Here is a 25,084-nt window from a genome sequence, read left to right on the forward strand (position 1 = left end):
CGCTCCTATTGTTAGCGAATCACTTTTTTCAATACCGCTAACAATTGCTCTGGGTTAAAAGGTTTAACAATCCACCCAGTAGCACCCGCTGCTTTACCTTCTGTTTTTTTGTCTAAACCTGACTCAGTGGTGAGCATTAGCAATGGCGTAAACTTATAGTTAGGTAAGCTGCGTAACTCGCGAATCAGTGTAATACCATCCATTACCGGCATGTTAACGTCGGAAATAACAGCATCAAAACCTTGCTGTTTGGCAATACTTAATGCCTCACTACCATCTTTCGCTTCCGTTACATCAAACCCTGCCTTTTTAAGCGTAAAGCCAACCATTTGGCGCATAGATGCTGAATCATCAACTGCTAAAATTCTTTTCATATAAACCTCTTAATTGGCATTTTCAAGCACAAGATAATGGCCTAAACCCAAACTATTTATTGCCTGCTGCAATGGCTCGCTCTCGCCCACCCATATAATTTTATGATGCACAGAGAGTAAATGTTTTTGTAACGCACATAACAGCTGAACCGACGCCGTGTCAGCCCGAGTAACCTCACTAATATCAAGACAGATATCATCGTTTGCAGATAATTCATGCAGTAAATCTTGATGTAATGACTCGACCTGAGTAATAGCTAATTCTGTAGGGAGCTTTAACATTCTTAATACTTTCCCCGTTCAAAGCAACTCATAACAAAAGCTTAGTCCTAGTTAATGAAAATGCCATAATTTGAATCAAAAAATAGTAAAATTTTTTAGTAGCTTAGACATTTATTGCAAAAAATAAAGCTTTTCTTTCGAGCAAACTTTTACAAAATATTAAAAAAATCAATTTATGTAATAATCTGCAATTTTTCGGAACTCTTCAGTCAATGTCGTGGCGTTGATTAATGGCACACTACCAGCCTTAAACTCAGGCTTAAAAATAGCCCGAACGGCGCCGTTTGCATCAACCATCACCACAGAGGCACTGTGGTCAACGGCATATTCCTGCTCATCACTATCATTAATTGCGTAAATTAAGCCAAGCTCCCTAACAAATGGGAAAAGTTGCTTATGGGGGCCTGATACAGCAAGAAACTCAGGGTTAAAGTAATCAATATAGGCTTTTCGTTTTTCAGTGGTATCGCGCTTTGGATCAACTGCTACAAACCACACTTGCACTTGGTAATCTTGGCTTAACTGCTTTTGTACTGCTGTTAACTTTGCCAATGTCATTGGGCAAATATCTGGGCAACTGGTGTAGCCTAAAAAGACTAAATTCCAATGTCCCATAAACTGGCTGTTATCAGTGGGCTCACCATGTTGATCGGTTAATAAAAACGGACTAATCGGCTTTGCTTGCTCATACACCAGTGCTTCGACCTCAGGAGCGGTGTTGCTTTTACCACAACCGGTTACAAACAATACCGCACTCAAACACAAAAAAGCGCCTATTCGAGTCATAAAACTAACCATTTATCAATAAATAAGGCGATGAAGAGTAGCATTAAATGGACAATTGAAAAACGAAATAAATCCATTGCGGTGTCATCTTTAGGGGCAATTTTTAGTTTCAGCGCTTTGTAAATAAACACCGTATTCAAGGCACATGCCGCAAGTAAGTAAATTACTCCCGACATTCCAATCAGGTATGGTAATACGCAGACCAAGGCTAACAATATTGAATAAGCTACAACGCAGGTTTTACAAAATTCAATACCATGAGTCACGGGCAGCATTGGAATTTTTGCCCGTTCATAATCGCTTTTTCGAGCAATCGCGAGTGCCCAAAAGTGCGGCGGTGTCCAAGTAAAAATAATCATTACCAACAGCCAAGGCGCTGCTGCCATATGACCTGTTTCAGACACCCAGCCCAATAACGGTGGCATCGCGCCAGCTAAGCCACCAATCACAATATTCTGCGGTGTTGCTCGCTTTAAAAAAGAGGTATAAATAAAGGCATAACCAACCAGTGCAAATAAAGTTAGCACGGCAGTTAATGTATTTGCCCAGACTATGAGCATAGTGAAACCAAGTGAGCCAATTATCGCAGCAAAACTCAGCGCATGCTGCTTACTTAAACGTCCTTTAGCAACAGGGCGATGACGGGTTCGCGCCATTTTGCTATCAATTTCACTATCTACAACATGATTTATCACCGCTGCTGCCGCAGATAACAGGCCAATTCCAAGCAAACTGGCTAATTGAACAAACAACCCTCGCCCCATATCAGGAGCAAGCGCTAAACCGACCCATGCAGTTAAAACAAGCATAGCAACAACTTTAAACTTACTAATGGCAAGATAATCCTTCAATCGCTCAGTTGATTGACTGATTAACGACTTCTCTGTGCTTAATAATATCGCCATAATAGCCTCCTAAGTTCTTGCTTTTAAATGAAAGCACAGACGTACCATGCTCAACAATAACAGTGCAGCCATCAGGTTATGAGCAAGCGCTACACTCAATGGAAAGTGCCAATGCACAACAGCAAGGCCGAGACAGATTTGGCACAATAAGGCGACTAATACTGTTACTGTACAATGCTTAATTTTTCTGGAAAAACTCTGTGAATATATACGCCACATAATAAGCGCTAGCACCACACAAGTGACTAACGCCCAAATGCGATGCAGTAAGTGAATCGACATACGAGCCTGTTGTGACAGCACGCCATACTCGTAAGTGCTATGTTCAAGTGGAAGCTGAAACACACTCTTTAACGAAAACGGTTGTCCGTAGCTACATAAAGGTAAGCCATTACAATGAGGAGCTGCATAGTTTGCAGCCAACCAACCGCCTAATGCGATTTGTAAAACCAAAACCACTAAACCAACAAGCGCTAAGCGATAATATGGTCTTGCTCCTGCATCACCTCCTGCGATCGGCTTTGTTGTTAGCCGTAAATAAAGAAGAAAAAGCAAGGATAGAATACTAAAGCCGCCTAGCAAATGCCCCATTACGACCAAGGGCTGTAAATTCATGGTGACTGTCCACATGCCTAATGCAGCCTGGAAAATCACCAATAGTAATAGCGCTAATGGCAGTTTAACTGGCGTATTTGGATATTGACGTTTTAACCATGCAAAAACAAACAAAGCTAGAATCAGTAGACCAAGGGCACCAGCAAAATAGCGATGGATCATCTCTTTCCAGGCTTTTGCTGCCTCAAACATCATATCAGGGTAGTTTTGTTCAACATGTAACAGAGCAGTTTCATGTTTTGGTACAGTCAAAAACCCATAGCACCCTGGCCAATCAGGACAACCAAGCCCTGCATCACTAAGCCGTGTATAAGCACCGAGCCCAACAACCAAAATAGAAAAGAAAACCGTAATTAAGACTAAATATTTATAATTTTTATACATCTTTATCCCCTTAATGAGGTTTAACTTGAACGCGCATAGTTAAGTAGTTTTTTTAAATCTTTAAGTAAGCCTTTTTGAATAAGTCTGTTTTGTTCGGGCTCAGCCGTATAGGGGTAATGCAAAACCACCAAGCCCATGTGATCAACCAAGTATAAGTCTCCCGCTTTGAGCGCTGGACTTACTGCTAATTGACGCCAATTAGCCGATACCTGCTGTTGATTCGTCAGTACCGCCACATCTACTTTTTGCTGATTTTTCCCTAAAGCGACGTATAGGTTGTCTAAACTTGCTAATTGGTTTTCACACACTTCACTGCACTCTTTTGGATAATTGAGCGCAATAGTCCATTGTTTAGGCTCGCCTTGCTGCCAATCAGCTAGTTTCACTTCCTCCCTTAAAAGCTCACCATGATTACTCGAACCACTCGGTAACCACTCAAGCTTTAATGCTGCATAAGCAAGTGCCAGCGGCACAAAGCAGCATAAAACGAATAAACTAAGCGGGTTTATTTTCATAACCTCTCCTTCTCATCGCAAAATAAGCAATAACCACACAAGCCAAGCCAATTAATAACCACTGCACGGCATAGGCGTAATGTTTATCTGGTCCCATCACAACACTCTGATAATGCGGGGTTGCTATACCATCTGCTTCATTGCGATAACCAATAAAGCCTTGTAAGGGCTTTGCTAATTGAGCACTAAAAATTGCTAAATCGATGCCTTGAATGCGCTTGGGCCAGCCTTGCTCTGCACCAATATCATCGGCAAGTGTAAAACCTTGTAAGTTGCCTTGTTTCAATTGCACTGTGGCCGTAAGCCTTGTTGATTCTGGCCACACGACGGTTGGCAACTGGTTACGGTTTGTTGGAGCTTTTAGCCAACCAAAGTTAACGATTAAAGGTGCGGTTTCACCTGCAATTGTCATCGCGACAAGTAAGTCATAGCCCACTTGCCCCTGATAAATTTGATTATCAAGTAACCAATACTGCTGTTTATTTACCTCGCCAGAGACCTTGACTTGCAAGCCCGTTTTATTCAGCTCTCTAGGTAAATTTTGCAGCTCTTGCCAGCTCAAAACTCCTTGCTCTTTCGAAACGGCTAACTGGCTTAGTTGCTGCTGTTTTTGCTCGCCTCGCTGGTATTGCCAAACGCTTAGTCGTAAACAAATAAGCACTGCAAGTATCACAACGCAAATTGCGATAATTGAGCTAAGCTTTTGTTTACGCCATAAAATTAACTGCATTTGGAATACCTAATATGATTAAAATCATTATTGTTTTGTTATTACTTTATATTCTGTTCAATCTATTTAGAGCGCTGTTTGTGATGATGTCAGCAAAAGAGCACTCGAAACCCATGTCGCATTACTTAGGTCGTCGGGTGCTGTTTTCAGGTATTGTGCTGCTCCTCATTATTGCCGCAATGAAATTGGGCTTTATTCACACCAACCCGTCGCCGCTTCACAAAGCTACAGCACGTACACAAATACAAATAAACACAACCACACCACATCTACAAAGTGCCAATACCAAGCAGCCGCTTGAAATGCAAAATGCTTTTCGCTCGTAAAGTGGCCTTTAAAAATTCTTAGCAGTACGACAAATAAAATAATGGTCCCAAGCGTTACATGCATGCCATGAAAACCCGTCAATAAAAAGAAGGTATTTCCATAAACGCCAGCATCCAGTGTTAAACCTAAATCTTGGTATGCATGCATATATTCATACACTTGCAAACCCAGAAAGATTGCGCCTAATAGCACGGTAAGTGATAAAAATGCTTTTAAAGCACCACGCTTATTGTTTTCCATTGCAACGTGAGCAAAGTGGATAGTGACTGATGAGGTGAGTAGGATGAGCGTATTAATAAGAGGTAGACCTTGCCACCCCATTGCTTGAGTTGTATCACCTGCAGGCGTAGTTAACAACGGCCATACTGCTTCAAACGTTGGCCAGAGTACCTCATTGGTCATGGCATTATTTCCAGCACCACCAAGCCAAGGTACTGAAATCATACGGGCATAAAACAGAGCACCAAAAAATGCCATAAAAAACATAACTTCAGAAAAAATAAACCAGCTCATTCCTTGTCTAAATGAACGATCCATTTGCGCTGAATATAAACCACTGTGTGATTCTTCGATGACGTTTTTAAACCAGCTAAACAGCATGTAACATAGTATCGCAATGCCTAAATACAACACATATTGACCACTGCTAGCTTCTGCGCTTACTTGCATCACTGTCAGGCCTGCCCCGACAGCAATTAAGAACATTGCAATCGCACCCACTATTGGCCATGGGCTCTGGGCCGGAACATAATATTTTTCGTAATTTTGACTCATTTTGTTTGCTCCCAATTAGCAATTAGCTTGGCGGCTTAATCGTTTTTAGCCACAACTTGCCCGCTAATATCAAACACGGTATAGGACAATGTCAGCTCTTCTACATCGTCGGGTAATTCCGTATCAACATAAAACAACAAGGTAAACTCAACTTCTTCGCCCGCTTTTAGTGGTTGTTGATCAAAACAAAAACACGCGATTTTATGTAAGTATTTTGCTGCTTTTCCCGGTGATACAGACGGAATAGCCTGCATCACTTTGTCGTTATTACTGGTGTTTTTGGCTGTAAACTTTACTTCTCGCATCGCTCCTGGTTGAACAACCACACTGTACTGAGTTGATTGCACATCAAAAGGCGCACCACTTTGCGCATGCGTTGTAAAACTCACATCAACTTGACGGTCTATGCTTACCGTTTCACTCTCTTTTGCTTGTTCGAGTGATGGCTTACCATTTAAACCTGTGACATCACAAAACACATCGTAAAGTGGCACCAATGCAAAGGCGAATGCAAACATACCTAAGCATGCTAACAACAGCTTTTTGAGCAAAGGTGCATGGTTCATTATTTGATCTCCGGCGGTGTTTCAAAGGTGTGATACGGTGCGGGCGAATCAACTTCCCACTCTAAACCTTCTGCACCGTCCCATACCTTAGCAGGTGCTTTTTCGCCGCCTCGTGCGCATTTAAAAACAACAAGCACGAACAGTAGCTGTGATAAACCGAAGGCAAAACCACCAATACTGATAATGGCGTTAAAGTCAGCAAATTGAAGGGCGTAATCAGGAATACGGCGCGGCATACCCGCAAGGCCAACAAAGTGCATAGGGAAGAACAACACGTTGACACTGATCAGCGATAGCCAGAAATGCCATTTCGCAAGTGTTTCGTTGTACATGTTGCCAGTCCATTTAGGTAGCCAGTAGTAGGCTCCTGCCATAATTGAGAACACAGCCCCGGTCACTAATACATAATGGAAATGCGCAACCACAAAGTAAGTATCGTGATACTGGAAATCTGCCGGTGTAATCGCCAGCATCAAGCCAGAGAACCCACCTAAGGTGAACAGCACAATAAAGGCAATGGCAAACATCATCGGAATTTCAAAGCTAATCGAGCCTCGCCACATGGTTGCAACCCAGTTAAACACTTTAACCCCAGTTGGTACCGAAATGAGCATGGTTGCATACATGAAGAACAGCTCACCGGCTACAGGCATCCCTGTGGTGAACATGTGGTGTGCCCATACAATAAAGCTCAAAAGTGCAATCGACGAGGTCGCATACACCATAGAAGCGTAGCCAAATAACTTCTTGCGTGAGAAGGTCGGCACGATGGTTGAAATAATACCAAATGCCGGCAAAATCATGATGTACACTTCAGGGTGACCGAAAAACCAAAAGATGTGCTGGAACATCACAGGGTCACCGCCCCCCGCCGCATCAAAAAAGCTGGTTGCAAAGTATTTATCGGTCAACACCATAGTGACCGCCCCAGCTAAAACAGGCATCACAGCAATCAACAAAAATGCCGTAATAAGCCAAGTCCACACAAACAGTGGTAACTTCATCCATGTCATGCCGGGCGCTCGCATATTAACGATAGTCACAATAACGTTAATCGCGCCCATGATTGAACTAATACCCATGATATGTATAGCAAACACAAACAAGGCTGTATTATCGTTACTATAGGTCGTTGAAAGTGGCGCATAAAAAGTCCAACCAAATGCAGGGCCACCACCCGGCATAAGTAACGAAGCCAACAAGATTAAAAACGCGAATGGTAAAATCCAAAAACTCCAGTTATTCATCCGTGGTAGCGCCATATCGGGTGCACCGATCATCATAGGCACCATCCAGTTAGCAAGCCCTGTAAATGCCGGCATTACCGCACCAAATACCATTATCAAACCATGCACTGTGGTCATTTGGTTAAAAAAGTGTGGATCGACTAGTTGTAAACCAGGTTGAAACAATTCAGCGCGGATCACCATTGCCATCGCGCCACCAATTAAAAACATAGTGAGCGAAAATATCAGGTATAAACTGCCAATATCTTTATGATTGGTGGTGTAAAGCCAACGTTTGAAACCTTTTGCAGGATGATGGTCATGATGCGCATGCTCAGTGGCTTGTTCATTAATAACGTTGCTCATTCTTTCGCCTCCGTTGCTGCATCGATAGCTGCTTGAATTTGACTTGGTTGAATCACATCGCCTGTGTCGTTACCCCATGCATTTCGCTTATATGTGATAACCGCAGCAAGTTGCTTAATTGAAAGCTGTTTATCAAATGCTTGCATCGCTGTACCCGGCTTACCATGTAATACGATGTCGATGTGGTCTTTTACATCTCCAAGCACAATTGGACTCCCCTTAAGAGCAGGAAACACTCCCGGCAAGCCCATTCCTGTAGGCTGATGACAAGCCGCACAACTTGCCATATAAACTTGCTCCCCAAGAACCATTAATTCTTCTTTCGGTAATGTTTGATCTAATAAAGCCGCATCAGCTGCTGCAGCATTGGCCTTTTCTTGCTTAGCCTCTGCTAGCCAGTTAGCAAATTCGTCTTCAGGCAACGCTTGCACAACAACAGGCATGAAACCATGATCTTTACCACACAACTCAGCACACTGACCCCGGTAGATGCCTGGCTCATTTATGCGTGTCCATGCCTCATTGATAAAACCCGGGTTTGCATCTTTTTTAACCGCAAAGTCAGGCACCCACCATGAGTGAATAACATCATCTGAGGTCATTAGAAAACGAACTTTTTTATTGATAGGAAGTACTAAAGGCTTATCAACCTCAAGTAAGTAATGTTCTGTTTTGTCAGCTTGGTTATCTATTTGGTCTTTTGGAGTAGATAGAATTGAGTAATAAGCAATTTCCTCGCCCATGTACTCGTAATGCCATTTCCACTGTGAGCCCGTTACTTTAATTGTAATATCGGCTTTAGAAGCATCTTCCATCGCTATCAGTGTTTTTGTAGCTGGAATTGCCATGGCGATTAAGATCACAAATGGTATGGCAGTCCAAAGAATTTCAACCTTGGTACTTTCGTGGAATTGCGCAGGCTTGGCTCCTTTCGACTTTCGATGATGGATCAAAGCCCAAAACATCACCGCAAAAACGATGATGCCTATCACACAACAGATAATAAATATCGTCATGTGTAATTCATAAACACTATTACTTATATCAGTCACCCCTTTACGCATATTAAATTGGCTATTTGCCAATGCTAACTGCACAGGTGAGAGTAATATAAGCCACAAGGCATAACGCAGTTTACCCATGTGACGGCTCCTTTTAATGCTATTGCAAGACGCAAAGCGAAAAGGCGATACAACAAGGTGCCCATTCGTTTTTTTTATTGTTCAGAGCGACTACGTATCATTTTGACCCAGCGATGATACCAACCCTATGTTTAACACCTAGCACATTTGAGTGTATTTTTATTAATCAGGTGTTAATACACTGTATTAACCAATTAGTTAAAAAATGAGCAATAAGCAAGTTTTAGTAGTAATAAATGTTTATTTTGGTGCAAAAATAACAACTATAATCAGCGCGTTATTTTAAAATGAGAGGCAGAGTGAGAGTAAAAAAAGAGTGAAAAACTGCGCCATATAAGGCTTTATACAAAGAGTAAGGGTTTACAAATCAATGCTAAATAATAAAAAACAAGCAACGCACCAAATTACAGCAATTTGGTGCACTATTTTAGAAACAGCTACATCCAGTCGGCATTACGAATAACACCCACCGCTAACCCTTCAATATTGAAAGATTCATGCTCAAGATCAACTTCAATTGGCGAAAATTCTTCGTTTTCAGCATGTAAAAATACTTTACGCCCAGCTTTTTCAAGACGCTTAACAGTTACATCTTCATCAACACGAGCAACAACAACCTGACCATTTTCAGCAACTTGCGTTCTATGTACTGCGAGTAAATCACCATCCATGATGCCAATGTCTTTCATACTCATACCATTTACACGCAGTAAAAAGTCAGCCGCAGGTTTAAATAGTGAAGGATCAACCTGACAATGACTTTCAACATGTTCTTGCGCCAAAATGGGCTCACCCGCTGCAACTCGTCCAATTAAAGGTAAACCTAATTGCTCAGGTTCGTCTTCTTCAATTAATTGAATACCACGACTCGCCCCAGGCTTCATTTTGATCATGCCTTTTTTTGCCAGTGCTTTTAGATGCTCTTCGGCAGCATTGGCACTTTTAAAACCCAATGTTTGAGCTATTTCAGCACGCGTAGGTGGCATGCCTGTATCTTTAATAAAGACTTTAATTAGTTCTAAAATTTGCGATTGGCGTTTTGTTAATGGGCGCATACAACTGGTTTTCCATACAGTACATTTAACTGTGAGTATATACAGTTATCTGAAAATCGCAAATTTAAATTAACGCCATCATATTGCTACAAAACTAACATTGAACCAGGTATAAAGATGCCATAAGGTATTATTTTTAATTTGCACGCAAGGAAATACAATGAGTATTTGGCATCAACCAATCACACTAGAGCTTTGTAAAAGTTTAGAGCAAGGGATCACCGGGCAAGGTACTTTAATGAAAACCATGGGCATTGAGGTGACTGAAATTGGTGATGATTATTTAGTGGCGACTATGCCTGCCATTCCTGAGCATCATAACCCTATGGGCATGGTACATGGCGGAGCGAACGTTGTGTTAGCCGAGACAGTGGCAAGCTATGCGGCTAACTTTGTGGTTGATTTCAATAAATTTTATGCTGTTGGCCAAGAAATTAATGCCAACCATATGAAAGCATCTCGTAAGGGTGTATTAACGGCTACAGCAAAGCCTCTTCATTTAGGTAAGCGCACTTCAGTGTGGGATATTAAAATTACCAATGCCGCAGGAGAGCTTTGCTGCGTATCAAGAATGACCGCAGCTGTTGTAGAGCGCTAAGCTCAGGCTACTTTTCGACTGGATAAATCGTAATTTCAACCCCTGCGCCAATCGCTGAAATACGCAACAAAGTATCAGCATGCAGGGCTTGATTAAAACATTTTGGTGAAACGCCTGATTCAAAGCCAATATCAAATGTACGTTTAGAGCACGATAACCACTGCTTAAGAGCATTTCGTGAACACGATTCAATTAATTCACACAACTGATTAATCGCTTTGTCTGGTGTACTGATATCAGCAGCAGCCTCAATACGCGCTAGTTGACGGTATTCATCTTGGTCGTAATGTAAAACCATGGCATTTTTCTTTAAATCAGCAACAAGTGCACTAATATCGTGCTTTGATTCAAGCTCCAGATCCACATTTAAAAATTGAATTTCCGACATACTCTCGTTTTTACCCTCTATTGATATCGACTGAAACTTTAACTCAGTTTTGTATATATACCAAATCTAGAATACAGTTAATGCGACATTATGCCGCATTGGCAATACAGTTAAACAACCTAAAATAGCTCCCATACAACAATAATAACGGAGTAATGATGAATAAACGCATGTTCAAATATGCTCGAAAAGGGCATAAATGGCTTGGCTATCTGCTAGCCATTCAGCTACTTCTATGGCTATCGGGAGGCTTAGTAATGAGTTCACTCCCCCTCGAAAAAGTGCATGGTAAACATTTAGCAAAACGCAGTTTAGATAATCCATTTATGATAGCCGATTACACAGCATCAGTTGATCGGATAACCGCCCAATTTCAACAAATAAAAGCGATTAACTATAGTCACTTTTTAAATGCACCAATCATTGAAGTTACTACTGAGCAAAGCACTGTCAGCTTTAATGGTCATACTGGAGCTATCATGGCAAAACCCAGTGAGGCTGAAATTATCGCGAACGCCAAAGCACACTTACTGATTGATGCCAATGTTTTGCAAGTACAGCAATTAAAACAAGGCCCCCGCGAAGCTGCCCATAAACAAAACATATGGCAAGTTCGTTTCGATGATTGGCTTGCGACAACCATATATTTAGACAGCCAAAACGGTAAAGTCATCACTGTACGCAGCACCCTGTGGCGTATTTTCGACTTTTTCTGGATGCTGCATATTATGGATTACGACGAGCGAGAAAACTTTAATAACCCACTGCTTATCAGCTTCTCAGCCACCAGCGTGCTGTTTTGTATTACCGGAATTATTTTGTTACTGCAAAACGTTCGTATAAAGCGTAAAAAACCAGCTACACGTGTTGGTCTATCAAAATAGGGTTGCCATCTGGGTCGGTGATAATAAAGCTCGCTTCACCGGCCTTTTGTATTGCTAAACCTTGCTGCTGAAAATGCAGAGCTAATTGCTCAAAAGTAGCAAACTCAGCTAACGTTTTAGCATTTTGATCCCAACCGGGGTTAAAGGTCAGCATGGTTTTATCAAACATTCCTTGAAACAAACCAATTAAATGTTCACCGTTTTTCATAATTAGCCAATGCTGCTCTATTTCGCCGGCAAACTCTTTAAAACCCAGCTTTTCATAAAACAGCTTAGAGGCATGGATATCTTTTACATTTAAACTCACAGAAAAAGCACCTAGTAACATAGTAGTAATTCCTTTAATGAAAACGGCCTAACAACTATAGCTGAGTTGAAAAACTTTTCCTTTTAGAATAGTCACTCTAAAATGAGCTTTCCTGTAGTTCACTGATGTGATTGTTATGCGTTTATTTCTCTACTTTACCCTTTGTTTAATAATCAATTTCTCTGTAAATGCAGAGCAATTTTCAAGCTTTTCTAGTGCCAAAAAGCACTTAATAAAAACCCTACCAGACGATAGTAAAAGCCTTTACTGTGGATGTGACATAAAACGCCAAGGTAAGAAACTTGTACCAGATCCTAATGGATGTGGCTATATACCTCGAAATGCAATGACACGTTCAGGCAAAGAAAATGTTCGCGCAAAACGAATTGAGTGGGAGCACATAGTACCTGCGTGGGAATTTGGCCATCAGTTACAATGTTGGCAAAACGGCGGACGCAAAAATTGCCGAAAAGTCAGCGAAAAGTTCCGAAAAATGGAAGCTGATATCAATAATCTGGCACCTGCAATAGGTGAAATCAACGCTGATCGCTCGAATTTTCGCTATGGAATGGTCACATCCCATAGTCCTAAATACGGTGCTTGTCCTATTAAAATAGATTTTAAGCAACGGGTGTTTGAGCCTCCTATTTATGCACGAAAACGTATCGCTGATGCCTATTTCTACATGCAGCAAACCTACGGATTAAAAATTTCAAATAAACAACGACAGCTATTCGAGGCATGGCAACGACTTGAAGTGGCTCAAGTAAATGACCGTAAAGCACTCTAGTTTAGAGCAATAATGTTCATAAAAAAGGGGCGGCTATCTATTGCTATGGGCTATAGTTATTGATACGTTTTAAGCAAATATTTACAGGAAAGTAATTCATATGTTTAATTGTAATAAACTTGCTCCAGCGGTGTTTTTGGCAGTGTCTGGCTTCTCTTTAACAGGGTGCGGAGGAGGAAGTGGCTCGTCTGATAGTACAACTAATCCGCCACCGCCAACAACTTCTGAGCCATCTTGGACGGCAGGAGTTTTCGCCCCATCAAGTGAATTTAAAAACCAATGTGCGGTTCCTCGAACAGGCAATGACCCTTACAATAATAATAGGCCTTACCCAGATACTGCTGGCAGTGAGTTTACAGAAAAAATGTGGTTACGTTCATGGAGTGATGAAACTTACCTTTGGTACGATGAGATTGAAGATAACGACCCAGACAACTTCAACTCTGTCGCCGCTTATTTTGCGCAATTAAAAACATATCAAACAACTGACTCAGGGGCATATAAAGATAACTTCCACTTCAGTCGCCCAACCGAAGAGTACTATAAAGAAGCACAATCAGGCGTGGTTTCTGGCTACGGTATTAACTGGGCATTTTTAAGCAATGTCCCCCCTCGTGAATTACGTATTGCTTATTTAGAAGATGATTCACCAGCTAAAAATGTCGGATTACAGCGCGGTGATACTATTTTAATGGTCGACGGCGTTAGTATTAACACTAATACCCAAGAAGGCGTAGATATTTTAAATGAAGCGCTTTTTGGACCAACAGCGGGTGATTCGCATAACTTTGTTGTGCGCAGTAACGATGGCAGTGAAAAATCATTCACACTTGTAGCGGGCAATATCGCGCAAACACCTGTTCAGAATGTTAATACCATCACTACCGCCAATGGTACAAAAGTCGGCTATATGCAATTTAATAGTTTTATTAGTATTGCTCAACCAGAGCTGATAAGCGCTGTTAACAAGTTTAAAAGCGATAACATTGACGAGCTAGTAATTGACTTTAGGTATAATGGTGGCGGCTTATTAGCGTTATCATCTCAGCTTGCTTACATGGTTGCCGGCCCAGCTAATACTGATGACTATTACTACTATCAAACCATCAAAAACGACAAGCAACCACAAGAGGCTCCTTACCCATTTATTGACCGTGAAATAGATTACTCTACATTTCAAACAACCAATAGCAGACTTCCTGATCTCAACTTATCTAAAGTATATGTACTAAGTACAGCAGGAACTTGTTCTGCGTCAGAAGCGTTTATAAATGGTTTAAAAGGTATAGATGCAGAAGTCGTACTTATTGGTGATACGACCTGCGGCAAGCCTTATGGCTTTACACCCACTCATAATTGCGCCACTACTTACTACACTATCCAATTCTCTGGAGCTAATGATAAAGGCTTTGGGGAATATGCTGACGGTTTTAAACCAACTCCTTCACCTCAGTTTGATGCAGATGTTAAAGGTTGTGTAGTTGCTGATGATTTTGATAACAAACTAGGTGATACACAAGAACGCTTATTTTCAACAGCAATACATCATATTGAGAATGGCAGCTGTCCAATTGTTGTACAAACAAATAACATCAAACAACCAAGCTTTGCCTCTCAAGCAGAACAAGCCAGTGGAATCCCACTTTCTTATAAACAACCGCTTTATAAGGAAAACATGGACTTAACACGTCCATCTCCGGCTAAGGACGACAACAATGAACAATAAAGCACTTTTCACTTGCGCACTATTAGTGAGTTTAACGGGCTGTAAAAGCACCCAAGCAGGGGAGCCACAAAACGCCACGTTAACGCGCGTAAATCCTGGCGTAATCACTGAAATACAACAAGCGATTCAATCAGCTAAAGGGGGCCCATTGGTTACTTTAGCTGATAACGTGTTTACTAAAAGTGCTGAACTATTGATAGATCATGGGACAAATAAAGGGCCCGATGGATTGCCAATTATGGGGGCGCATAGTATCCCTTCAGAAAAATTTGTGCTGCAAAAAATGGGTGAACAGTGTTTGCTCTATTACCCAAAAAAAGAGCTGCGAGTACCACTACCGAATGTAGAATGTGAAGCAGAATAGACAATAATGGCGCAGTGACCCACTGCGCCTTTCGTTGTTTTATAACTGTTGATGAGGGCCAAACACCTCATAATGAATTCGCTCACTTGCAACCCCTAAACTAAGTAGCTGCTCTTTTATCATTGCCATAAATGCCATTGGACCACATAGGTAAAAGTCACCTTTACTAATTGGTAAGCTAGCAGCAATGTGATTTACATCCATCAAGCCCGCAAAATCTCCCCCCTTGCCATCTTTAAACCAAGTAACAAAATGTAATGAAGCGTGCGCTTGCTGTTGTTTTAATAAATACTCTTTAAAGGCAAACTGCGTCTCACTGTCACAAGCATGCAGGTAATGAATTGGCTGGTTATGTTGATTACTTAATAATGTCTCGAGTATTGCCATCATTGGGGTTTGACCAACACCTGCCGAAATCAACACGACAGGAAAATCAATTTCGCGAAGCACAAAGTCTCCCGCAGGAGGGTAAACCTCTACCTCATCTCCCTCTGCTAAGCTATGTAAGTAATTAGATACTAAGCCTTCTTTTTTCACGCTAATTCGATAATTTCGACCGTTACTTTGTTGCGACAATGAGTATTGCCTAACTTGAGTTAAGTTGCTGTTTGCTGGCGTTACTTTTATCCCTAAATATTGACCCGGTAAATACGCCACAACAGGTTTTGCATCGACAGGTGTTAATGTAAAACTACATATCTGCGCTGATTCCATCCGTTTTTCTGTAATGGTGAAAGTACGGGTACCGAACCAGCCTCCCGGCGCCTTTTTGGTCGTTTGGTATAACGCCATCTCTTCGGTGATACATACATCCGCTAATAAAGAATAAGCTTCACGCCATGCGTACTCGACCTCAGGGGTAAATTGCTCAGGCAGTAACTCTTTTAAAGTTGCAATCAAATGCCCACCAACAATAGGGTAATGCTCTGGCAAAATATGATAGCTGGTGTGTTTGTGATTAATGCGCGCAAGCGCTCCTTTTAACACTGCCAAGTTATCAATATTTGCAGCATAGGCCGCCAAAGCATTAAACAACGCGAATTGCTGAGTGCCCGATTGCTGATGTGTCATATTAAAAATATTTTTAAGCTCTGGGTTGTAGCTAAACATACGATCATAAAAATACTCAGTCACTTGAGGTCCTGCTTGCGCAAGCAAAGGCAAAGTACTTTTAACAATCTGGATCGTTTTTTCAGATAACATAGTTTTTCCTATTGGAGAGATTAACCGCGGCGACCATCAACACGACGATTGACTAAAATGGGCGCACAATGAAATAAAAATAAGCTAAAGCCAGCAATCCAAAGCAACGCACTTAACTGCCATGCAAGGTGATGACCTAAATAAACGGGAAGTAACGAACGTACAATGGCAGCTAACGCAATGAGTAAAAATGCCAAACTAATAAACGCAGGGGCTTGTAATATGCGCCCTGTGTGACCATGAGAGACACGTACCATCATGGCGATGATCATTAAACCGATGGTGCCAACAGTGATCAGATGAAGCGCGTCTTTGAATAAGATAATAGGGCTGAAATAACTGAGCGCGACGAGTATTAAACCAACCGATAAAGCCCAATAAGCCACATGTAATGACCATAGCAAAGGCACTTTTAGAATGCCTTTATGCCACCACAAAACACACCGGGCTGAATGTAAACAAGCAAGCCAAGCAAAAACCCAACCAGTACTCATTGCGCTAAAAAATAGCTGACTCATAAAGAACCATGCAATGGCGAACAATGAGCTAAATAGGACTAATTTATCGAGCTTGGGGATTCTAACTTGTTCACTTAAGTTAAGACCGCGCGCGGTAAAAAATGGCACAACTCGCCCAGCGACAACACCAACCAGCAGCGTCATGATAAGTACACCAGTATCAACAACCCCCAGTGCCAGCGACATTTTATTAAGCACAACTAAGCTCAAAAAAATCACATTGAGTGCACAGAGCAAAGATGCGATGACAATAAATAAATAGTTATGGCGGCTTTTCGCCTGTATCAGCATGTCAGCTAAAATAACAATTCCAGCCAGCCACCAAACGAGTTGTAATGCACTTACAATATAAAGGTTTAGCTGCTCGTACCCTGCAATATCAATAAAAAAACTAAGTCGTGCAGCAAGCCAAATTATGCTCAGCAAACAGAGCTTAATGCCACTTACACTCGGCACGCCTGTCCAAGTTTGTGCGGCGGTGAGCAAAAAGCCCATAGCAACGACCCCTGCAAAGCCAAACAGCATTTCGTGGGCATGCCAAAGTGTTGCGGGCATTGTTAGGTGCCACTGTGCATAACCCGCCAAGACTAAAAACCAGTAACTCATTGCAAACACAGCTAAGGCACCCGCTGCCAAGAAAAAAGGCCGAAATGCTAATGCCCATAACGGCCACTGGCTGAGTTGATAAAATTTGATTTTAGCTGGCATAGGTTCAGTTAAATTAATGACTTTCATTAGTGCTCTCAGGGTTTAATTTCCCTAGCTAATGCACAGTTCAAGCCAGAAATAAAAACCATTAAATATCAGGCAATTAAACTTTAATGCTTGATAAAAAAGTCAAAATGACACACCATTAAAAACATCAAAAAAACACATTCAGGTCAAATTGACATGGCGCTCAAAAAATCCCTTCTTGATGTTGCTCTTGCCCTTACCAAGGCAAGCAGAGTTGATCATAATTTCAGTTATTTGTTGAGTTGCATTAATGATTGGCTTGAATGTGATGCCGTTGCCTTGTTATTGAAACAAGGTGATGTGTTAAAGCCCGTAGCCCAGCATGGATTGTCGGACGATACGTTAGGAAGACGCTTTAAAATAGCAGAGCATCCTCGCTTATTTGAAATATGCCGTGGCAGTGAGCCGCTTAAATTTGCCAAAGATTGTGGCCTACCCGATCCCTACGATGGTTTATTACAAAGCCAGCATGGAGACTTTCCTGTTCATGCCTGCATGGGTGTGCCGCTGCAGAGCAGCAAAGACAACACTGAATTACTCGGTGTTTTAACCTTTGATAGTTTAGATGAACATGCCTTTGACGCTTTAACAGTGAACGAGCTCAATCAACTAAAACAGCTAGCAGCAGGCTATGTTGATCATGCCCTAACCTTGCAGCATCTTATGCAACACGCACAGCACAGTCATCAAGTTGCACAACAGCTTAATCTTGAAGCGCTAACACGAGAAGGTGTCGAAATTATTGGCAATAGCCAAGCAATGCAGACCCTTAAAAATGATATCCAGCTCGTAGCTGCCTCAGAATTTAGCGTATTGATACAAGGCGACACAGGCGTCGGTAAAGAGCTGGTTGCACGCAATATCCATTTAAACTCAAAACGCCGTGATATGCCGTTGATCCACTTAAACTGCGCATCATTACCAGAGAACTTAGCCGAAAGTGAATTTTTTGGTCATAGTAAAGGCGCGTTTACTGGCGCACATACTGCGCGCCAGGGTAAGTTTCAACTTGCCGATGGCGGCACGCTATTTCTAGATGAAATCGGCGAGCTTCCGCTTGCGATGCAAAGTAAGTTATTGCGCGTTTTACAAAGTGGTGAAGTACAAACGGTGGGAGAAGACCAAAGCCGTTATGTCGATGTTAGAGTGATTGCAGCAACCAACCGAAACTTAAAACAAGAAGTCGCTGCAGGACGCTTTCGTGCAGACCTTTATCACCGATTAAGCGTCTACCCATTGCATGTTGCACCATTAAAAGAGCGCGACAACGATGTTATTTTACTGGCAGGCTTTTTTGTTGAACAAACGTCTAAAAAACTAGGGATTAAACAACTTAAGCTAAGTAGCGATACACAATTACTGCTGCGCCAATATAATTGGCCGGGCAATGTGAGAGAGCTTGAACATGTGATCAGCCGCGCAGCACTCAAAGCCAAGCAACAGCAATGGCAACAAAGCATTGTTACTATTGAGCCTGAGCATTGTGATATTGCTAAAACAGCGGTTGCAACACCAAGTCCAATTGCTGTTAACGAACAAAAAACCGCTCGCTTATCGCTGAAAGAGGCAACCGATGCGTTTAGCTATCAGTTGATTATGCAACAGCTTGAGTTAAATAACCTCAACTGGGCAGCCACAGCACGCAGCTTAAGCGTTGATAGAGCCAACCTTGTGCGCCTAGCCAAACGGCTAGGCATTAGCGTTAAAAAGTCTGTTTAAGCTTTTAACGCTTTAAAATACGCTTTTAAAAGCTGACTAAATGCTTGTACTTTGGCTGTGCGATGCACCAAGTGATGTGTCACCAGCCAAAGGTCTGTTGGCCAGTTTAGCTCTTTAGGAAGCACTGGAAGCAGATCAGGGTATTGGCTTGCCACTTCATGCTGTAGACCACCAATTCCTAAGCCTCTGACAATCGCCCGTGTTGCTTCTGATGTTTCAGACACCCGCAACTTAATTTGCGCCGGCTCAATGTGCTGATCTACCCATGCAAAATAAGGGACTTTACCGTTATAGCCAGCCACCCCAGATACAAAACTATGCTGCTGCAACTGCTGAAGGTTTTTTGGCATACCATACTTTTCAATATAGCTCTTAGAAGCATAAAATCCTGATGAAAGCTCAGCTAAATGCTGGGCAATATAGTCACCTTCGTCAGGGCGAGGGCCCGCTCGCACAGCAATATGCGCTTGACCGTGATCAAGGCGTAAACGGTTTTGATCAAGAATAACTTCGAGTTGCACTTGCGGGTGCAGACTTTGAAACTGCTCACACACATCGCTCAGCACATCAATAAAACCACTGACCGTAGTTAATAATAAACTGCCTCGCAATTGGCTATCTGCAGCAACAATATCGTTATGAAGCTTTTCAAGTTCAGCGTTAATCGATTTCGCAGTAGCAAACAACTTAGCGCCAATTTCTGTCACTGTATAGCCACGGGCATGGCGGTGGAATAACCGCGCATCAAGGTTATCTTCTAAATTGTTGATTCTTCTAAGCACTGTGCTGTGATGAACACCTAACGATTCGGCAGCAGCGGTTAACGTGCCGAGTCTTGCCACTTCAAAAGCGACTTTTACATCTTGCCAATCATCAAATTGAATCGCCATAACGGCTCCTTGTGTGCATATACGCACATAAGTTTTGCGTTTATTTGGCTTTTCTGCAAGCTGTTTTTTGCTAAAGTGAGCATATCAACAGTGAAGCTTAAAAAGGAAGCCATCATGACAGCACCTAAAATTATTGCCCTAGCAGGCAGCCTACGTAAAGACAGCTTTAATCAAAAACTGATTAATGAAGCTGCACGCTTCGCCCTCGAAAGTGGTGCTGAAGTAGAAGTGATTAAATTAAGCGATTTAAACTTACCTTTATTTGATGAAGATATTGAAGCGCAAGGTACACCTGCTGGCGCACAATTATTAAAAGATAAGCTTCGCGCAGCTGATGGCATTTTACTAGCAAGCCCAGAATATAATGGTTCAATTACAGCGCCACTTAAAAACGCAATCGATTGGGCATCTCGTACAGAGCAAGGTGCAGTACCTGCATTTCGCAATAAAGTTACAGCACTTTATGCAGCTTCGCCGGGTGGTTTAGGTGGCTTACGTGGTTTAAATCACGTACGTGATATTTTATCGGGTATTGGTAGTTTAGTGCTTGCCGATCAACTCGCAGTGGCTGCTATCCACACTAAATTAGATGATCAAGGCCGCATCAGCGATGCTGATACAGCCGAAAAAGTTGCTAGCCTTGCCCAGCAACTTGTCAGCGTAGCGAGCAAATTAAATAAGTAATATAAGGGCGTGTTGACCTTTTATGATTAATTTTGCAGCAGTGTGTTTGGTATTTAGGCAAGGCAGAGCCTATGTAGTGTGGTTGTTCCACATAAATAGGCGATAACGCAGTATCAATGCCAAACACGCGCTGCCCTTCGGGTTCTTCCTAGGGACGATTAACTCTTTGTTGCTCGATTTTTACTTAGCCCACTAGGTTACAAATCTCGCGCCGCGATAAAATCGCCCCTAGAGTGAACAAATTTTAATCCACAAAGGTCAACACGCCCTAGCTTAGCTTTGTCGCTGCTAGCTTAGCAGCGATAAAGTCTTCATGAGTTACATACAGTAAGCTTGCGACGCGGCGAATAACCATTTCTTCATGCTTATCTAAATTGCCATCAGCGTAGGCCAAACGCCACAACAGCTCGATAATATCAATACGTTGCTCGGCACTGCACTGAGCATTAATTTGCTTAGAAAACTGAAAGTAATCAATAGCATCATCTAAGCTTTGTGAAGCACCATCAATAAGCTCTTCAACAGCTTCATCTGTTAAAGAAAAATATTTTTTTAAGGTCTCATTCAGGGTCTGTTGCTCATCATCCTGTAATTCATCATCGGCACGCATAACCTCAATTAACAGCGCAGCAACAGCAGTTTTGAGATCATGCTCACTGATACTAGATTGCGACTCACTCATAGTTGAAAAAAGTTGTTTTATTTTGTTGAGCATCACATTTGTCCCCTATGGGTGTTAGACTACGTATAAGACATTACGTTACCTTAGTTTGACTATGGATGCTAATTCAGGTTCAACATCATTATGAAACAAGGTTTTAATCACATGGAGTTAAGTGTTTATGAGTGAAGTGAGAAGTACACCAGCACTATTAATTAGCGCCTTTTTAATGTTAGTGGTTTGCAGTAATGCGCACGCAGCAAAAGACGAAACAGAAAAGCTCTACGACTTCGACGAAAAGGTGCACTACTATCAAACCAAACTAGCAGATGGCCGCTATCATCTAGAAATTCAATCGGATGATTACGCACACTTCAAAAACCAAAGCGTTTTTTTATTACGTCACGCAAGTCGGCTCTGTAAAGATGAACCGTTTATGTTAAGAGTGACTGATGGGGTGCAGGAGTATGAACGTTTTCCAACTAAACCACGTGCCTATCAGCCACCTTTAACGGTTGTTTTGCAATGTGAAGACGAAGCTAAATAGTACTAGTCTTCATATCCCCATGGTGCGCTTGGCGGCGTAATAGGTTTAGTTAAATCAAAATCAACGCGAAACTCACGTCCTTCACGTACTAAGCGATACGTAAATTGCTTTGGATAAATATACATTTGCCACGTGTTACCCATTGATTGGGGAATACCTTGGCTTGCAAACAACTCTTTTGAATACTGATCAGCCGGGAATGACTGCGCATTAGCAAAACCCGCATCAAGGGTATGACCACCATACATGGTTGATTTGTCATCGCTGCCATCTTTATGGCGATGATCATGCTTTAAACTAAGTCCACTGCCCGTTTTTGTGATGATCCAAGTACGAGATGCATCATCACCCACATGAAATGGCACTTGTAACTCACGCTCGTTACAACGACGTACATGCATTACTAACTTTTTGCCCGCAAACGAGTTAGGGCCTGCAGCGTTATCAACGCTGACTTTACCTTCGTAAGCTTTACCGCAATGGGCCGCAATGTTATCAAAAAAGCCGTCATGGCTTGGAATTGACACTAACGGCGCAGGTCGTGCAGCCGCTACTGATGATGCTGCTACGAGTATCGATGCCACTAAGTATTTCATGGTGTGTTCCTTTATTTGAATTATAATGTCGCTAGCCTAGCCTGCCCCTAAGCAGAAAGGAAATAAATTAGCTAAACAACCTAAAACCATCTGGTGAGCACGCTCATATACCGCCAACAAATTGCAATATAAAACAACCACTAAAAATGACTGCGCTCATACAAAACAACTAAATCATTAATTCTTAAAAGGATTTAAACACATGAGTATCATATGCAGAAATAGCACAGACAATTTAAACAGCTGAGTTATTTTATTTTGACTACTAGACTAATAAAGAGTGCCAATCACCAAAAGCAAAGCTTCTATCAATCATAACCTTACATAATTATTGACTAAAATGTTCCCAAAAATAAAAACGCGGCTCTCGCCGCGTTTAAGTTCCACATGTAAAACCTACTTATTGCCAAGGACGCTCAGCTTTAAGTTGCTGCTCAAAGGCATCAATTTGGCTGTTAAGTGTTTCAGTCACACCGATAAAGTCTAAGCCACTTAATAAGCGCTCTTTAATATCATGGCGAATATCAAAGTGAATAGTGTCAAACTTATCGCTACGAAGTTGTTGGTTTTCTAAATCAACTTCAATATGAATATCATCATGCTGTTCACTCAGTACAAATAATTGCTCAAGTGTTTCTGCTGGTAATGCGATAGCAAGCATTTGATTATTGCCGCAGTTATTAAAGAAAATATCGGCAAAGCTTTCCGCTAAGATAACTTCAAAACCATATTGCTTTAATGCCCATGGCGCGTGCTCGCGCGATGAACCACAACCAAAGTTGTCGCGAGTTAAAAGAATTTGCGCACCTTGGTAACAAGGACGGTTCAAAATAAACTCAGGATTTGGCTCGCCGTTATCTAAATAACGCCAATCGTAAAAAAGCGCCGCATCAAAACCATCACGGCTGGTCGACGTTAAAAACTGCTTTGGAATAATTTGGTCAGTATCAACATTGTTTTTATCTAACGGGGCCATTAAGCCACTAAAAAATACGCTCATTAGGCTTCTCCTCTGATATCAACAAAACGACCATGAATTGCCGCTGCCGCAGCCATTGCTGGGCTCACTAAGTGCGTGCGTCCACCGCGACCTTGGCGACCTTCAAAGTTACGATTTGAAGTAGATGCACAGCGTTTACCAGCTTCTAATCTGTCATCATTCATTGCTAAGCACATTGAGCAACCCGGCTCACGCCATTCAAAACCAGCCGCTTTGAAGATATCAGCAAGGCCTTCGTCTTCGGCTTGTTTTTTAACAAGGCCAGAACCTGGAACAATCAGAGCTTCAACACCCGCTGCAACTTGCTTGCCTTCTACAATCTGCGCGGCAGCACGTAAATCTTCAATACGGCTATTTGTACATGAGCCAATAAATACGGTATCAACAGTCGCTGAAGATAATTTATCACCCGCTTTTAAGCCCATATATTTTAGTGCGCTACGAATTGCATCAGCTTTGATTAGATCTGGTTCTTGCTCAGGATCAGGAATACATTCATCTACGCCAATCACTTGCTCAGGGCTGGTACCCCAAGTAATTTGCGGTTGAATGTCAGCAGCCTCCAATTCAACAACATGATCAAACTCTGCGCCATCATCAGTTTTTAGTGTTTGCCAGTAGGCAACGGCACTATCAAAGTCCGCACCTTTTGGTGCAAATGGGCGACCTTTTAAATAATCATAAGTTGTTTGATCTGGTGCGATTAAACCCGCTTTTGCGCCCATTTCAATACTCATATTACAAAGCGTCATACGCGCTTCCATAGACAGCGCTTCGATCCCTTCACCACAAAATTCAGCAACATAGCCAGTACCACCCGCAGTGCCTAATTTACCGATCACCGCCATGATTAAATCTTTAGCAGTAACAGTTGGACGTAGGCGACCATTTATTTGAATTTTTAACGACTTGGCTTTTTTCTGCTGTAACGTTTGAGTTGCAAGAACGTGCTCAACTTCTGAAGTACCTATACCGTGCGCTAGTGCACCAAATGCACCATGAGTAGAGGTATGGCTATCACCACACACTATGGTTGTGCCCGGTAAAGTAATGCCCTGCTCAGGCCCCATTACATGCACAATACCTTGATTAATCGAATTTAAATCATAAAGTTGAATACCAAACTCTTTACAGTTTGCATCCAGTGCCATTAATTGATTTTTCGACACTTCACTCGCAGCATCTAATGAGCGGCTTTTTGTTGAAACGTTATGGTCCATGGTCGCAAAGGTTTTTTCTGGGCAACGTACTTTGCGGTTTTTCTCACGTAAACCAGCAAAGGCTTGCGGCGATGTAACTTCATGAACTAGGTGACGGTCGATATAAAGTAAATCGGTTTGATCATTAATGCTGGCGACTACATGAGCTTGCCAGATTTTATCGTATAAGGTTTGGGCCACTTGCTATTCCCTCATTTTAGTTACGCT

The 25,084-nt window shown here is 42.0% G+C and carries 30 protein-coding genes; 9 read left to right on the forward strand and 21 right to left on the reverse strand.

Translation table 11 applies throughout. From position 1 onward, the window contains the following. Positions 1-11: 11 nt before the first annotated feature. The 7 genes from E5N72_RS01345 to E5N72_RS01375 form a co-directional block, all read right to left on the reverse strand. The gene (locus tag E5N72_RS01345; protein ID WP_135922902.1) at positions 12-374 is read right to left on the reverse strand and encodes a response regulator; all 363 of its coding nucleotides are present in this window, start codon (positions 372-374) and stop codon (positions 12-14) included. A gap of 9 nt (positions 375-383) precedes the next feature. Next, positions 384-656, reverse strand: coding sequence for an STAS domain-containing protein (locus E5N72_RS01350; RefSeq protein WP_135922903.1), 273 nt, complete (start codon positions 654-656; stop codon positions 384-386). Between the two features lie 168 nt (positions 657-824). Continuing rightward, positions 825-1,442, reverse strand: coding sequence for an SCO family protein (locus tag E5N72_RS01355; RefSeq protein WP_135922904.1), 618 nt, complete (start codon positions 1,440-1,442; stop codon positions 825-827). After that, positions 1,439-2,347 (reverse strand): heme o synthase, encoded by a 909-nt coding sequence (gene cyoE / locus E5N72_RS01360; RefSeq protein ID WP_135922905.1) that lies wholly within the window; start codon positions 2,345-2,347, stop codon positions 1,439-1,441. The genes E5N72_RS01355 and cyoE overlap by 4 nt, the downstream gene beginning before the upstream one ends. A gap of 9 nt (positions 2,348-2,356) precedes the next feature. Then, on the reverse strand, positions 2,357-3,346 hold the full coding sequence (locus tag E5N72_RS01365) for a COX15/CtaA family protein (RefSeq protein ID WP_135922906.1): 990 nt from the start codon (positions 3,344-3,346) through the stop codon (positions 2,357-2,359). A gap of 20 nt (positions 3,347-3,366) precedes the next feature. After that, the gene (locus tag E5N72_RS01370) at positions 3,367-3,861 is read right to left on the reverse strand and encodes a transmembrane cytochrome oxidase associated protein (RefSeq protein ID WP_135922907.1); all 495 of its coding nucleotides are present in this window, start codon (positions 3,859-3,861) and stop codon (positions 3,367-3,369) included. After that, entirely contained in the window at positions 3,842-4,591 is a 750-nt protein-coding gene (locus E5N72_RS01375; protein ID WP_135922908.1) for an SURF1 family protein, read from the reverse strand. The genes E5N72_RS01370 and E5N72_RS01375 overlap by 20 nt, the downstream gene beginning before the upstream one ends. 14 nt (positions 4,592-4,605) lie before the next feature. On the opposite strand from E5N72_RS01375, the gene E5N72_RS20835 reads away from it, so the two are divergent. After that, the gene (locus tag E5N72_RS20835; protein ID WP_135922909.1) at positions 4,606-4,917 is read left to right on the forward strand and encodes a DUF2909 domain-containing protein; all 312 of its coding nucleotides are present in this window, start codon (positions 4,606-4,608) and stop codon (positions 4,915-4,917) included. Here E5N72_RS20835 and E5N72_RS01385 read toward each other — a convergent pair. The 5 genes from E5N72_RS01385 to lexA all read right to left on the reverse strand — a co-directional run bounded on the left by E5N72_RS01385 (position 4,817) and on the right by lexA (position 10,047). After that, positions 4,817-5,692, reverse strand: coding sequence for a cytochrome c oxidase subunit 3 (locus tag E5N72_RS01385; RefSeq protein WP_135922910.1), 876 nt, complete (start codon positions 5,690-5,692; stop codon positions 4,817-4,819). The two genes, E5N72_RS20835 and E5N72_RS01385, sit on opposite strands and share 101 nt — an antisense overlap. 35 nt (positions 5,693-5,727) lie before the next feature. Continuing rightward, positions 5,728-6,258 carry a cytochrome c oxidase assembly protein gene (locus E5N72_RS01390; protein ID WP_135922911.1) on the reverse strand — a complete coding sequence of 177 codons (531 nt, stop codon included), beginning with the start codon at positions 6,256-6,258 and terminating at the stop codon, positions 5,728-5,730. Next, entirely contained in the window at positions 6,258-7,850 is a 1,593-nt protein-coding gene (ctaD, locus tag E5N72_RS01395) for a cytochrome c oxidase subunit I (RefSeq protein ID WP_135922912.1), read from the reverse strand. The genes E5N72_RS01390 and ctaD overlap by 1 nt, the downstream gene beginning before the upstream one ends. Further along, positions 7,847-8,992, reverse strand: coding sequence for a cytochrome c oxidase subunit II (coxB, locus tag E5N72_RS01400; RefSeq protein WP_135922913.1), 1,146 nt, complete (start codon positions 8,990-8,992; stop codon positions 7,847-7,849). Before coxB ends, ctaD begins: the two co-directional genes overlap by 4 nt. Positions 8,993-9,429: 437 nt before the next feature. Continuing rightward, complete coding sequence (gene lexA, locus E5N72_RS01405; RefSeq protein ID WP_063702469.1) at positions 9,430-10,047, reverse strand: transcriptional repressor LexA; 618 nt, start codon at positions 10,045-10,047, stop codon at positions 9,430-9,432. Positions 10,048-10,207: 160 nt separating this feature from the next. Here lexA and E5N72_RS01410 point away from each other — a divergent pair, with 160 nt between their 5' ends. Beyond that, positions 10,208-10,645, forward strand: coding sequence for a PaaI family thioesterase (locus tag E5N72_RS01410; RefSeq protein ID WP_135922914.1), 438 nt, complete (start codon positions 10,208-10,210; stop codon positions 10,643-10,645). A gap of 7 nt (positions 10,646-10,652) precedes the next feature. Here the strand turns inward: E5N72_RS01410 and E5N72_RS01415 are convergent, their stop codons facing one another. Next, positions 10,653-11,033 carry a hypothetical protein gene (locus tag E5N72_RS01415; protein WP_135922915.1) on the reverse strand — a complete coding sequence of 127 codons (381 nt, stop codon included), beginning with the start codon at positions 11,031-11,033 and terminating at the stop codon, positions 10,653-10,655. 158 nt (positions 11,034-11,191) lie between these two features. On the opposite strand from E5N72_RS01415, the gene E5N72_RS01420 reads away from it, so the two are divergent. Further along, positions 11,192-11,917: a hypothetical protein gene (locus E5N72_RS01420; protein ID WP_135922916.1), complete on the forward strand. Its 726-nt coding sequence runs from the start codon at positions 11,192-11,194 to the stop codon at positions 11,915-11,917. Here the strand turns inward: E5N72_RS01420 and E5N72_RS01425 are convergent. After that, positions 11,892-12,245, reverse strand: coding sequence for a VOC family protein (locus tag E5N72_RS01425; protein ID WP_135922917.1), 354 nt, complete (start codon positions 12,243-12,245; stop codon positions 11,892-11,894). The genes E5N72_RS01420 and E5N72_RS01425 overlap by 26 nt on opposite strands. Positions 12,246-12,360: 115 nt before the next feature. On the opposite strand from E5N72_RS01425, the gene E5N72_RS01430 reads away from it, so the two are divergent. The 3 genes from E5N72_RS01430 (at position 12,361) to E5N72_RS01440 (ending at position 15,104) form a co-directional block, all read left to right on the forward strand. Then, positions 12,361-13,014 carry an endonuclease gene (locus tag E5N72_RS01430; RefSeq protein WP_135922918.1) on the forward strand — a complete coding sequence of 218 codons (654 nt, stop codon included), beginning with the start codon at positions 12,361-12,363 and terminating at the stop codon, positions 13,012-13,014. 100 nt (positions 13,015-13,114) lie between these two features. After that, on the forward strand, positions 13,115-14,740 hold the full coding sequence (locus tag E5N72_RS01435) for a S41 family peptidase (protein WP_135922919.1): 1,626 nt from the start codon (positions 13,115-13,117) through the stop codon (positions 14,738-14,740). Next, the gene (locus E5N72_RS01440; RefSeq protein ID WP_135922920.1) at positions 14,730-15,104 is read left to right on the forward strand and encodes a hypothetical protein; all 375 of its coding nucleotides are present in this window, start codon (positions 14,730-14,732) and stop codon (positions 15,102-15,104) included. Before E5N72_RS01435 ends, E5N72_RS01440 begins: the two co-directional genes overlap by 11 nt. A 39-nt stretch (positions 15,105-15,143) precedes the next feature. Here E5N72_RS01440 and hmpA read toward each other — a convergent pair whose 3' ends face one another. Both hmpA and E5N72_RS01450 read right to left on the reverse strand, forming a co-directional pair. Further along, on the reverse strand, positions 15,144-16,307 hold the full coding sequence (gene hmpA / locus E5N72_RS01445; protein ID WP_135922921.1) for an NO-inducible flavohemoprotein: 1,164 nt from the start codon (positions 16,305-16,307) through the stop codon (positions 15,144-15,146). 20 nt (positions 16,308-16,327) lie between these two features. After that, entirely contained in the window at positions 16,328-17,560 is a 1,233-nt protein-coding gene (locus E5N72_RS01450) for an NnrS family protein (RefSeq protein ID WP_135922922.1), read from the reverse strand. A gap of 156 nt (positions 17,561-17,716) precedes the next feature. Here E5N72_RS01450 and norR point away from each other — a divergent pair, with 156 nt between their 5' ends. Next, positions 17,717-19,279, forward strand: a complete 1,563-nt coding sequence (gene norR, locus E5N72_RS01455; protein ID WP_135922923.1) for a nitric oxide reductase transcriptional regulator NorR — start codon at positions 17,717-17,719, stop codon at positions 19,277-19,279. Here the strand turns inward: norR and E5N72_RS01460 are convergent. After that, on the reverse strand, positions 19,276-20,169 hold the full coding sequence (locus tag E5N72_RS01460; RefSeq protein WP_135922924.1) for a LysR family transcriptional regulator: 894 nt from the start codon (positions 20,167-20,169) through the stop codon (positions 19,276-19,278). The two genes, norR and E5N72_RS01460, sit on opposite strands and share 4 nt — an antisense overlap. A 114-nt stretch (positions 20,170-20,283) precedes the next feature. On the opposite strand from E5N72_RS01460, the gene E5N72_RS01465 reads away from it, so the two are divergent. Continuing rightward, entirely contained in the window at positions 20,284-20,853 is a 570-nt protein-coding gene (locus tag E5N72_RS01465) for an NAD(P)H-dependent oxidoreductase (RefSeq protein WP_135922925.1), read from the forward strand. A 268-nt stretch (positions 20,854-21,121) separates the two neighbouring features. Here the strand turns inward: E5N72_RS01465 and E5N72_RS01470 are convergent, their stop codons facing one another. Next, the gene (locus E5N72_RS01470; RefSeq protein WP_135922926.1) at positions 21,122-21,568 is read right to left on the reverse strand and encodes a TerB family tellurite resistance protein; all 447 of its coding nucleotides are present in this window, start codon (positions 21,566-21,568) and stop codon (positions 21,122-21,124) included. Between the two features lie 127 nt (positions 21,569-21,695). Between E5N72_RS01470 and E5N72_RS01475 the strand changes: the two genes are divergently transcribed. After that, complete coding sequence (locus E5N72_RS01475; protein ID WP_135922927.1) at positions 21,696-22,061, forward strand: hypothetical protein; 366 nt, start codon at positions 21,696-21,698, stop codon at positions 22,059-22,061. 2 nt (positions 22,062-22,063) lie between these two features. Here E5N72_RS01475 and E5N72_RS01480 read toward each other — a convergent pair whose 3' ends face one another. From E5N72_RS01480 to leuC, 3 genes are all read right to left on the reverse strand, one after another. After that, a complete protein-coding gene (locus E5N72_RS01480; protein WP_135922928.1) occupies positions 22,064-22,657 on the reverse strand; it encodes a hypothetical protein in 594 nt (197 codons plus the stop codon). 400 nt (positions 22,658-23,057) lie between these two features. Further along, a complete protein-coding gene (gene leuD, locus E5N72_RS01485) occupies positions 23,058-23,657 on the reverse strand; it encodes a 3-isopropylmalate dehydratase small subunit (protein WP_135922929.1) in 600 nt (199 codons plus the stop codon). Beyond that, positions 23,657-25,057, reverse strand: coding sequence for a 3-isopropylmalate dehydratase large subunit (gene leuC / locus E5N72_RS01490; RefSeq protein WP_135922930.1), 1,401 nt, complete (start codon positions 25,055-25,057; stop codon positions 23,657-23,659). The genes leuD and leuC overlap by 1 nt, the downstream gene beginning before the upstream one ends. Positions 25,058-25,084: the final 27 nt, after the last annotated feature.

The sequence above is a fragment of the Pseudoalteromonas sp. MEBiC 03607 genome (assembly GCF_004792295.1).
GTDB classification, from domain to species: domain Bacteria; phylum Pseudomonadota; class Gammaproteobacteria; order Enterobacterales; family Alteromonadaceae; genus Pseudoalteromonas; species Pseudoalteromonas lipolytica_C.

What these genes read in the sequence shown, in the direction of transcription:
- E5N72_RS01435 (WP_135922919.1), top strand. Translation starts at nt 13,115, where the DNA reads ATGTTTAATTGTAATAAACTTGCTCCAGCGGTGTTTTTGGCAGTGTCT.
- E5N72_RS01390 (WP_135922911.1), bottom strand. Translation starts at nt 6,258, where the DNA reads ATGAACCATGCACCTTTGCTCAAAAAGCTGTTGTTAGCATGCTTAGGT.
- E5N72_RS01430 (WP_135922918.1), top strand. Translation starts at nt 12,361, where the DNA reads ATGCGTTTATTTCTCTACTTTACCCTTTGTTTAATAATCAATTTCTCT.
- E5N72_RS01365 (WP_135922906.1), bottom strand. Translation starts at nt 3,346, where the DNA reads ATGTATAAAAATTATAAATATTTAGTCTTAATTACGGTTTTCTTTTCT.
- E5N72_RS01460 (WP_135922924.1), bottom strand. Translation starts at nt 20,169, where the DNA reads ATGGCGATTCAATTTGATGATTGGCAAGATGTAAAAGTCGCTTTTGAA.
- E5N72_RS01465 (WP_135922925.1), top strand. Translation starts at nt 20,284, where the DNA reads ATGACAGCACCTAAAATTATTGCCCTAGCAGGCAGCCTACGTAAAGAC.
- E5N72_RS01425 (WP_135922917.1), bottom strand. Translation starts at nt 12,245, where the DNA reads ATGTTACTAGGTGCTTTTTCTGTGAGTTTAAATGTAAAAGATATCCAT.
- E5N72_RS01350 (WP_135922903.1), bottom strand. Translation starts at nt 656, where the DNA reads ATGTTAAAGCTCCCTACAGAATTAGCTATTACTCAGGTCGAGTCATTA.
- E5N72_RS01410 (WP_135922914.1), top strand. Translation starts at nt 10,208, where the DNA reads ATGAGTATTTGGCATCAACCAATCACACTAGAGCTTTGTAAAAGTTTA.
- E5N72_RS01420 (WP_135922916.1), top strand. Translation starts at nt 11,192, where the DNA reads ATGAATAAACGCATGTTCAAATATGCTCGAAAAGGGCATAAATGGCTT.
- E5N72_RS01385 (WP_135922910.1), bottom strand. Translation starts at nt 5,692, where the DNA reads ATGAGTCAAAATTACGAAAAATATTATGTTCCGGCCCAGAGCCCATGG.
- cyoE (WP_135922905.1), bottom strand. Translation starts at nt 2,347, where the DNA reads ATGGCGATATTATTAAGCACAGAGAAGTCGTTAATCAGTCAATCAACT.
- E5N72_RS01440 (WP_135922920.1), top strand. Translation starts at nt 14,730, where the DNA reads ATGAACAATAAAGCACTTTTCACTTGCGCACTATTAGTGAGTTTAACG.
- E5N72_RS01345 (WP_135922902.1), bottom strand. Translation starts at nt 374, where the DNA reads ATGAAAAGAATTTTAGCAGTTGATGATTCAGCATCTATGCGCCAAATG.
- E5N72_RS01450 (WP_135922922.1), bottom strand. Translation starts at nt 17,560, where the DNA reads ATGAAAGTCATTAATTTAACTGAACCTATGCCAGCTAAAATCAAATTT.
- E5N72_RS01475 (WP_135922927.1), top strand. Translation starts at nt 21,696, where the DNA reads ATGAGTGAAGTGAGAAGTACACCAGCACTATTAATTAGCGCCTTTTTA.
- E5N72_RS01375 (WP_135922908.1), bottom strand. Translation starts at nt 4,591, where the DNA reads ATGCAGTTAATTTTATGGCGTAAACAAAAGCTTAGCTCAATTATCGCA.
- E5N72_RS01370 (WP_135922907.1), bottom strand. Translation starts at nt 3,861, where the DNA reads ATGAAAATAAACCCGCTTAGTTTATTCGTTTTATGCTGCTTTGTGCCG.
- hmpA (WP_135922921.1), bottom strand. Translation starts at nt 16,307, where the DNA reads ATGTTATCTGAAAAAACGATCCAGATTGTTAAAAGTACTTTGCCTTTG.
- norR (WP_135922923.1), top strand. Translation starts at nt 17,717, where the DNA reads ATGGCGCTCAAAAAATCCCTTCTTGATGTTGCTCTTGCCCTTACCAAG.
- coxB (WP_135922913.1), bottom strand. Translation starts at nt 8,992, where the DNA reads ATGGGTAAACTGCGTTATGCCTTGTGGCTTATATTACTCTCACCTGTG.
- E5N72_RS01415 (WP_135922915.1), bottom strand. Translation starts at nt 11,033, where the DNA reads ATGTCGGAAATTCAATTTTTAAATGTGGATCTGGAGCTTGAATCAAAG.
- E5N72_RS20835 (WP_135922909.1), top strand. Translation starts at nt 4,606, where the DNA reads ATGATTAAAATCATTATTGTTTTGTTATTACTTTATATTCTGTTCAAT.
- E5N72_RS01355 (WP_135922904.1), bottom strand. Translation starts at nt 1,442, where the DNA reads ATGACTCGAATAGGCGCTTTTTTGTGTTTGAGTGCGGTATTGTTTGTA.
- E5N72_RS01480 (WP_135922928.1), bottom strand. Translation starts at nt 22,657, where the DNA reads ATGAAATACTTAGTGGCATCGATACTCGTAGCAGCATCATCAGTAGCG.
- E5N72_RS01470 (WP_135922926.1), bottom strand. Translation starts at nt 21,568, where the DNA reads ATGCTCAACAAAATAAAACAACTTTTTTCAACTATGAGTGAGTCGCAA.
- lexA (WP_063702469.1), bottom strand. Translation starts at nt 10,047, where the DNA reads ATGCGCCCATTAACAAAACGCCAATCGCAAATTTTAGAACTAATTAAA.
- ctaD (WP_135922912.1), bottom strand. Translation starts at nt 7,850, where the DNA reads ATGAGCAACGTTATTAATGAACAAGCCACTGAGCATGCGCATCATGAC.
- leuD (WP_135922929.1), bottom strand. Translation starts at nt 23,657, where the DNA reads ATGAGCGTATTTTTTAGTGGCTTAATGGCCCCGTTAGATAAAAACAAT.